At 60.5% G+C, this 7263-nt stretch carries 7 protein-coding genes and 1 pseudogene; 4 read left to right on the top strand and 4 right to left on the bottom strand.

The genetic code is table 11. The annotated features are described in order from the left end of the window. The 4 genes and pseudogenes from EOA38_RS22700 to EOA38_RS22715 all read left to right on the top strand — a co-directional run. A pseudogene (locus EOA38_RS22700) lies at positions 1-510 on the top strand (catechol 1,2-dioxygenase); the annotation flags it as partial. Positions 511-534: 24 nt separating this feature from the next. Further along, positions 535-1317, top strand: a complete 783-nt coding sequence (locus EOA38_RS22705; protein WP_126092650.1) for a fumarylacetoacetate hydrolase family protein — start codon at positions 535-537, stop codon at positions 1315-1317. Positions 1318-1325: 8 nt separating this feature from the next. Continuing rightward, entirely contained in the window at positions 1326-2117 is a 792-nt protein-coding gene (gene hpaI / locus EOA38_RS22710; protein WP_127300306.1) for a 4-hydroxy-2-oxoheptanedioate aldolase, read from the top strand. After that, positions 2104-2787 carry a transporter substrate-binding domain-containing protein gene (locus tag EOA38_RS22715; RefSeq protein ID WP_127300307.1) on the top strand — a complete coding sequence of 228 codons (684 nt, stop codon included), beginning with the start codon at positions 2104-2106 and terminating at the stop codon, positions 2785-2787. Before hpaI ends, EOA38_RS22715 begins: the two co-directional genes overlap by 14 nt. A gap of 503 nt (positions 2788-3290) precedes the next feature. Here the strand turns inward: EOA38_RS22715 and EOA38_RS22725 are convergent. The 4 genes from EOA38_RS22725 to EOA38_RS22740 all read right to left on the bottom strand — a co-directional run. Further along, positions 3291-5216, bottom strand: a complete 1926-nt coding sequence (locus EOA38_RS22725; protein ID WP_126092654.1) for an adenylate/guanylate cyclase domain-containing protein — start codon at positions 5214-5216, stop codon at positions 3291-3293. A gap of 250 nt (positions 5217-5466) precedes the next feature. Continuing rightward, positions 5467-5907, bottom strand: a complete 441-nt coding sequence (locus EOA38_RS22730; protein WP_126092655.1) for a hypothetical protein — start codon at positions 5905-5907, stop codon at positions 5467-5469. 26 nt (positions 5908-5933) lie between these two features. After that, a complete protein-coding gene (locus EOA38_RS22735; RefSeq protein WP_126092656.1) occupies positions 5934-6335 on the bottom strand; it encodes a hypothetical protein in 402 nt (133 codons plus the stop codon). A gap of 14 nt (positions 6336-6349) precedes the next feature. Next, positions 6350-7263: hypothetical protein (locus EOA38_RS22740; RefSeq protein WP_210212980.1), on the bottom strand; the 914-nt coding region annotated here is incomplete at its 5' end.

Here is a 7263-nt window from a genome sequence, read left to right on the forward strand (position 1 = left end):
TTGTTCGTGCGTGCCAAGGTCGTTGACCGCGACGGTAAGCCAATTGCCGGCGCCGAAGTGGATGTCTGGCATGCATCTCCCGTCGGTCTTTATGAAAACCAGGACCCGGACCAGGCCGAGATGAACTTGCGCGGCAAATTCACGACCGACGAGCAAGGTCGGTTCTGGTTCAGGACCGTCAAGATGGTCGGGTATCCGATACCGGTCGATGGCGTGGTCGGACGCCTGCTCAAAGCTCAGGGACGCCATCCGTACCGACCAGCGCACCTGCACGCACTGATCTTCAAGCATGGATACAAGACGCTGATTTCCCAGGTCTTCGATCCCAGCGACCCGAACATCGACTCCGATGTTCAGTTCGGTGTCACGGCAGCGCTGACCGGCGACTTCATCCGTCATGAGGAGCCCCATCCGACCGAAGCGTATATTCCTGGTCCGTGGTTCTCGCTCGACTACACCTATGCCATGGAGCCCGGCGAAGCCGTTTTGCCGCGTCCCCCGATCAAATAGATCACGATCAGCAGAGCAAACGATATGATCACCGAAGAAGAACGCCGGGCCGCGGCAGACGCGCTGCTCAAAGCTGAAATCGAGCGCAAGCCGATCATACAGCCTAGCGAGACCTACCCGAACCTCGAGCTCGAGGATGCCTACCGAATTCAGGCTTTGTGGGCGGAGGCGAGGGTAGCCAAGGGCGCACGGATCGTCGGGCATAAGATTGGCCTGACGTCACGCGCAATGCAGATGGCTTCGAAGATGACGGAGCCGGACTACGGCTGCATTCTTGACGATGCGCTTTACAACGACGGAGCGCAGATCAGGGCTGACTTGTTTATCAAGCCGCGCCTCGAGGTCGAGTTGGCCTTTGTTATGGGTGAGGATCTCGTCGGGTCCGGCACCAGGATCTATGACGTCATGCGTGCGACCGAGTTCGTTGTCCCGGCGCTCGAGATTATCGACTACCGGACCGAAGTCCCTCGAGCGATCACGGATACCATTGCGGACAATGCGGCTTTCGGCGCCCTCGTCGTTGGCGGTCGTATAATTCGCCCGATGGACATCGATATCCGTTGGGTCGGAGCGACTCTCTCCAAGAACGGCATCATCGAGGAATCGGGCGTGTCGGCGGCGATCATGGGACATCCGGCGGCCGGCATCGCGTGGCTGGTCAACAAACTTCATGCTGTGGGCGGTGGCCTGAAGAAGGGACAAATAGTCCTGGCCGGCTCCTTCACGCGTCCTGTCGATATCGCGAAAGGTGATGTCATCCAGGCCGACTATGGCCCTGTTGGCTCCATCGGCGTGTCGTTCGTGTGAGGTGCCAGATGGAACATCCTGTCAATCGGTTCAAGCGGAAGCTCCTTGCTGGTCAAAGTCAGATCGGCCTGTGGTGTGGCCTGCCGGGAAACTACGCCGCGGAAATCGTCGCGCCTTCAGGTTTCGATTGGCTCCTGTTCGACACGGAACATTCTCCGGGTGACGTTCTGACCGTCCTGCCACAATTGCAAGCGGTCGCACCATACGACGTTTCCCCAGTCGTCCGCCCGGCCATCAACGACCCCGTTCTCATCAAACGCTTCCTGGATATTGGCGTTCAGACACTGCTCATTCCCTACGTTCAGAACGCGGAAGAGGCGAAAGCCGCAGTCGCGGCCGTGCGATATCCTCCGGATGGAATTCGTGGTGTTTCTGCCCTGACGCGCGCCACTCGTTTCGGCCGAGTTGCGCAGTATGCGCAAAATGCGGAACGGGAAGTTTGCCTGTTGCTGCAAGTTGAGACGCGGGAAGCGCTTGGCAACCTCGAGTCGATTGCCTCGGTAGAGGGGGTGGATGGCGTATTCGTAGGACCGGCAGACCTTGCAGCGAGTTTCGGACACAGGGGCCAACCGAGCCACCCGGAGGTGGTCGATGCAATTGTCGACGCGATTGAACGCCTGAAAGTGCTGGGCAAGCCTGCGGGCATTCTTACCCCGGATGAGAAGTTCGCGGCACGGTGCATCTCACTGGGAACACTATTTACTGCCGTTGGTGTCGATGTCGCTGTTCTGGCGAGGGGATCGGAAGCACTCGCGGCACGATTTGCATCGCAAGGAGCGTACCGCGATGCCGCAACGTGATGAACTCCTCACTGAAATCGCACCGACGGGAGTCATCAGAGCGGCGGTCAACATGTCGAATGCCGCACTTGTCCAACTCGATCCAGTGACAGGCGTTCTAACAGGGCCGAGCGCGCAGATCGCGATCGCACTTGCGGCAGAACTCGACTGCTGTTTGTCGCTGGTTCGATACGGATCGGCCGCTGACATTCTTGCGGCTGCCGAAGGCAACGAGTGGGACGTTGCATTCATTGCTCCCGATCCGTCACGTGCCGACAGGTTATCCTTCTCGCCCCCCTATACCACGGTGACCGCCAGCTTTCTGGTGTCAGACAGTAGCCCGCTAGGCAGCGTGGGGCATGTCGACGTCGAAGGGGTGCGCATCGCCGCCGCCAAAACCGCCGCGTATACAAAGCAGCTTGAGCGACAGGTTAGAAATGCAATGCTCCTCCATACCGAAAATCCCGCCTCCGCCCTGGACATGCTTATATCCTGCCAGTGCGATGCGGCTGCGGGCTTGACCGAGTCCCTGTCACGTTTCTGCGAAGAGAATCCAGGTTTCCGCGTTGTTGAGGGGACATTCTCGAAAGTGCCTCAGGCGATCGCTGTGCATCGGAGGTGCGTTCACGCTTCAACCTTCCTGTCGGACTTCATCCAGCGGCATTGCAGTGCGGGTAAGCCGAGCAATTGAAGCGGTTGGCGGAACATGCGAGGGAGCCGGGTCGAGGGGACGCGACAGGTTAACCCCCGAATAGTCAATTGGAATCCTCTTCCCTCTCAAGCGTTCCGACTCGGAAGTTCATGTTTCGTTGAGCCTTTGGGCACGATGTCGAGCAACTCTTATTCCGAACGGTTGGCGGTGGCCGTGCTCCGGATCATGGGCGTGTGCTTCGTGGTGCAGCAAGTCCTTGCCGTCGTTGCCATTCGGCGTCCTGACGACCGTGTGGATGTGCCCGCGCGTCGGGCACGCCCCGCCGCCACCGCGAGAATGGCCCAGATCGGCGCTCCTCCCCCACCATCGCAGCGGGTCAAAAGGTGTCGGGGCGTAATCAGTCGGTGAAGATTGCCCAGAAGCCGGGCAGCATGCGGCTTGCGTCGCTCGGCTGCGCAGCCTCACCGACCGGCGCGACGCCGCCTTTCGAAATCGAAAGTCACGACCCAAAGCCGCCTCGCAGTCCCGAGCGGGGAATGGCTCTAAGCTCCGGAAGGCCGTCCTTCGGTTCCGCTTCCTGATTGGCTTTCTGCCTTCGCCAAACTGAGCTCCAGGCGCTCGATCAGCGCCAGATAGCGTGGATGATCGCGCAGAGGATTCATATCAACGTCCTGCGCCATCCAGTGCACTTGCTGCAATCCAAGCTGCGGCACGCAGTGCTGCAGCGTGTCGATCGCCTTTTCGACGGCGCCGATCGCCGCCAGGAAACACGCGACATTGTAGTGGCTGTTATAGTCCTCCGGGTCGATGGTGATCGCGCGCTCGGCCCACTGGAGGGCGCGTTCGTCCAGGCCGAGATTGTGGAGGATGTAACAACCATAGGCATAGGCTGCCCCATCGTCCGGATAGAGCTGCATGGCTTTCTCGATGCGGATAAGCAACTCCCCTGAAAGCCTGTGGGCTTCCTCCTCGTCGCCCAGCGTCTTGCGGCAATCCCAGAGCATGCACATCGCACCATAGCTGTTGCGATCAACCTCCACCGCCTTCTCGTAGGCGGCCGCGGCCTCTGCAAACTTGCGCTCCATGCGCAGCACGTCGCCCAAGGTCCTGTGCGCCTCGTAGAGATCGGGATCGAGCGCGATTGCTCGCCGGCAGGCGGCGCCTGCGAGCTCGATTTGCTCCTTCTGGAAATGCGCCATCGCCTGGGCCACATGAGCTTCCGCCAGCGTCGAGTCCAAAGCCAGCGCGCGCTGCGCCTCGGCGCTCAAGGTGACAAGGTTTGCACTGGGATCTCCGGATCTCAGCAACATGCCTTCAGCTAGCGCCAGCCCGGCCCGCGCCAGCGCGTATTCGGGATCGATCTCGAGCGCCCGCTGGTAGAGGCGTCGGGCGGAGAGGTGATTGCGACGGCCCAGGCGCAAGAAATGCTGCCGTCCCATGAGGTAATATTGATAGGCTTCGACGTTCTCGGTCGTGCGCTTGCCGATGGCAGCATACTCGGCCGGCATCAGCCGGATCTTCAGGGCATCGACGATGGCCCGCGCGATCTCGTCTTGGAGCGCAAATATGTCGTTAAGATCACGGTCGTAGCGTTCGGCCCACACATGATGCCCACTCATCCCGTCGATCAGCTGCGCGGTGATGCGAACGCGACTACCCGCCTTGCGTACGCTGCCTTCCAGCACATGCGAAACGCGCAATTGCCGCGCCGCTTCGCTGACATCCATCGACTTGCCTTTGAGGGCAAAGGTCGTGTTGCGCGCGGTGACTGCCAGCGCCCCGACCTTGCTGAGGTCGGTAATGATGTCCTCCGTGATGCCGTCAGAGAAGTATTCCTGCTCTGGGTCGCCGCTCATGTTGGTGAAAGGCAGCACGGCGATCGATGGTCGGTTGCGGAGAAGCGCATCCTTGGCCGGCGGCAAGGACGAGCTGGTGGGGGATTGCTCAATGGACATGACACGGTAAGCGCGTACCGGCTCCGCAATGTTGTGGACCCGTTGCTCGCCGATATCCGTATAGACGTATTCGAGTTTGCCTTTTACTTGATCGTAAATGGCGCGCGCGATGCAAACGCCGCCAGGCTCCGCGAGCTTTTCAAGCCGTGCCGCGATGTTCACACCGTCTCCGTATATCGTGTCGTCTTCGACGATCACGTCGCCGAGGTTTACGCCCATACGGAACGCCATGCGCCGGTTTTCGGAGAGCCCGGCGTTCTCGCCGCCCAGCTCGCGCTGCAACTCGATCGCACACTGCACGGCGTTAACCGCGCTCCCAAACTCGATCAGCAGGCTGTCCCCGGCCGAGCCGACGATGCGTCCGTGGAACCGCGCGATTTTGGGCTCGAACACCTCAGCTCGGAGCCGCCTCAACCGTCCCAGCGTTCCCGATTCGTCGGCCGCCATCAGCCGCGAGTAACCTGCCACGTCGGCAGCCAAGATCGCCGCAAGCCTGCGTTGCTCTTCTCGCAAGGGACGGACCTCCCGCCAGTTGGAACAATCTTAGCCTAAGAAACGGCGAGGGCGAGCACTTGTTCGGACGCCTGGAATCCGAAGTTGGCGTTAAGGAAGCATACCGTAGCGAAATTCGACAGTGCGGCAGATCCGGCCCGGACCATTGGTTGATTTCGCTCATGCCCGGCACGACGTTGTGCCGATGCCATGGGCGGTGACATGCCAGGAACTATCGGCCGCCTGCCACGTACGCCGGCGAGCACTCAATTCAATCCTCTTTCGAGACTGTAACGCCTGGCACCTGTTCGACGGTTTGCTTCAGATCGCCGACCAGTTTGTCGACAGAACCGGATGCAACAGGATGGTCGCCATCTTGATAGAATGAAATCTCGAACTCCTCCGGGTTCCAGACGCTGTCGCACGTGACCAGGATATCCGAGCGATGCATGGCCACGCCGAAGTACTCGTTGTCCGGAGTTGCGGGAGCAATCCGGATTGTAAAACCGTGCGTGTCAGCAAAGAACCGAAGCTGGCTGAAGAATTGTTCTCTCACATCCTTGCGTACGGGGACAACCACCGAACGGATCGGCTTTTGCGCGGGTCCAAGTCTCGGTGCCATGGCATACCCTTCGACTACGACCGAGGCGGCCGCCAGGCCAAGCAAGGCGGTCAACACGCAGCGTCGGATGATCGTGTTGAAGCCCGCCACGAGATCGTCCGTCCGCAGACGCCCTATCAACTCTCTTTCAAGACGGTGACGCCCGGCACAGCCTGGACAGCCTGCTTCAAGCCATCGACAAGTTTGGTCAAATACGGGGCAGGCACCGCATTCTCGCCTTGCTGGTAGAAGCCGATGAAAACCTCCTTCGTGTCCAAGGCGTTGTCGCCAAGCAGCTTGATGCTTTCCTGGTACATCTGCACCCCGAACTGCTCGCCGTCCGGCGTAATCGGGGCAATGCGGATGGCAAATCCATAGGTGTCTGCGAACTGCCTAAGCTGCCTGAAAAAGGCATCCTTGGTGTCCTCGGGAAGCGTAAACGTGATCTTGTGGAGCGGCAGTTGGACTCTCGATTTGACCGGCATCGCCTGCCTTACCATGATTCCGTACCCCACCACGAAGCTGAACAATCCAGCCAACAGTCCGCGACGCCCTACCATGATGCCCGAGCACTTCCATGGTGGAGTTCGATGTTTTCACGCATCTGCCGGTCCAGTTCGTTGAAGATATCCGGCCCGGACCATTGGTTGACCGCGCTCATACCCGGCACGACGTTGTTGCCGATGCCATGAGTGGTGACATGCCAAGAGCCATCGGCCGCCTGCCACGCCGTCCGGGTGATTTTCCCGTCGTAGAAGAGGTGCTCAGGAAGAGTGCGGTTGGTTATCGAAAGTCCGTTTTCCGTTACGTGAGTCAGCACTTCTCCAGCATAAATCCCGGCGAAGGGATCATAAACCGAATAGATAGCGCCATCGACCACCGGCACGGCCGGGTCCTGCCCGGGGACGGCAAAACGGGCCAACTGATCGGCGATCTCCTGCGCCGAACACGCGCTGCAGACCATGTTTGAGGTGACGTAATCGTGCCAGCCCGGTTTAGCGGGACTGTAGACCCCCAAGGGCCCTTCTGCCGCTTCCTCGGCCCGATAGGCCGCCAGCGCATTCATACTGGCGATCTCGGCCTGGCGGAAACTCGCCGGAACATTGCTGCGAAAAGAGCCACCCACCGGCAGGCCGGCCCGCAGCCGGGAGCGTGCATATTCCGCATAGGCGTTCGCCACGGAAGTCGAGTATGAACCGGAATCCGCCGCATAGCCGGCAACCGATCGCCTGTCGGCCGCGCGGGCCGACGCCATCGAGCTGACCGATTCAGAAGACGAAGCCGACTCTCGGCTGCCATCCCCCGCGTAGCCTGCAACGGAACTCCGGTCGACCGCCCGGCCCTCGGCCATCGAGCCTCCGGATCGTGTCCCGCCGCCTTGCCGGCTGTCGCCGGAATACCCATTGACGGAACCTCGGTCAGCGGCGCGAGCAGATGCCACCGACCCATCGGAACGGCTGTCGGAAG

The sequence above is a fragment of the Mesorhizobium sp. M1E.F.Ca.ET.041.01.1.1 genome, assembly GCF_003997355.1.
Classification (GTDB): Bacteria; Pseudomonadota; Alphaproteobacteria; order Rhizobiales; family Rhizobiaceae; genus Mesorhizobium.

Bases quoted from the DNA above. Each gene is read 5' to 3' on its own strand.
- EOA38_RS22715 (WP_127300307.1), top strand. From the start codon at position 2,104: ATGCCGCAACGTGATGAACTCCTCACTGAAATCGCACCGACGGGAGTC.
- EOA38_RS22705 (WP_126092650.1), top strand. From the start codon at position 535: ATGATCACCGAAGAAGAACGCCGGGCCGCGGCAGACGCGCTGCTCAAA.
- hpaI (WP_127300306.1), top strand. From the start codon at position 1,326: ATGGAACATCCTGTCAATCGGTTCAAGCGGAAGCTCCTTGCTGGTCAA.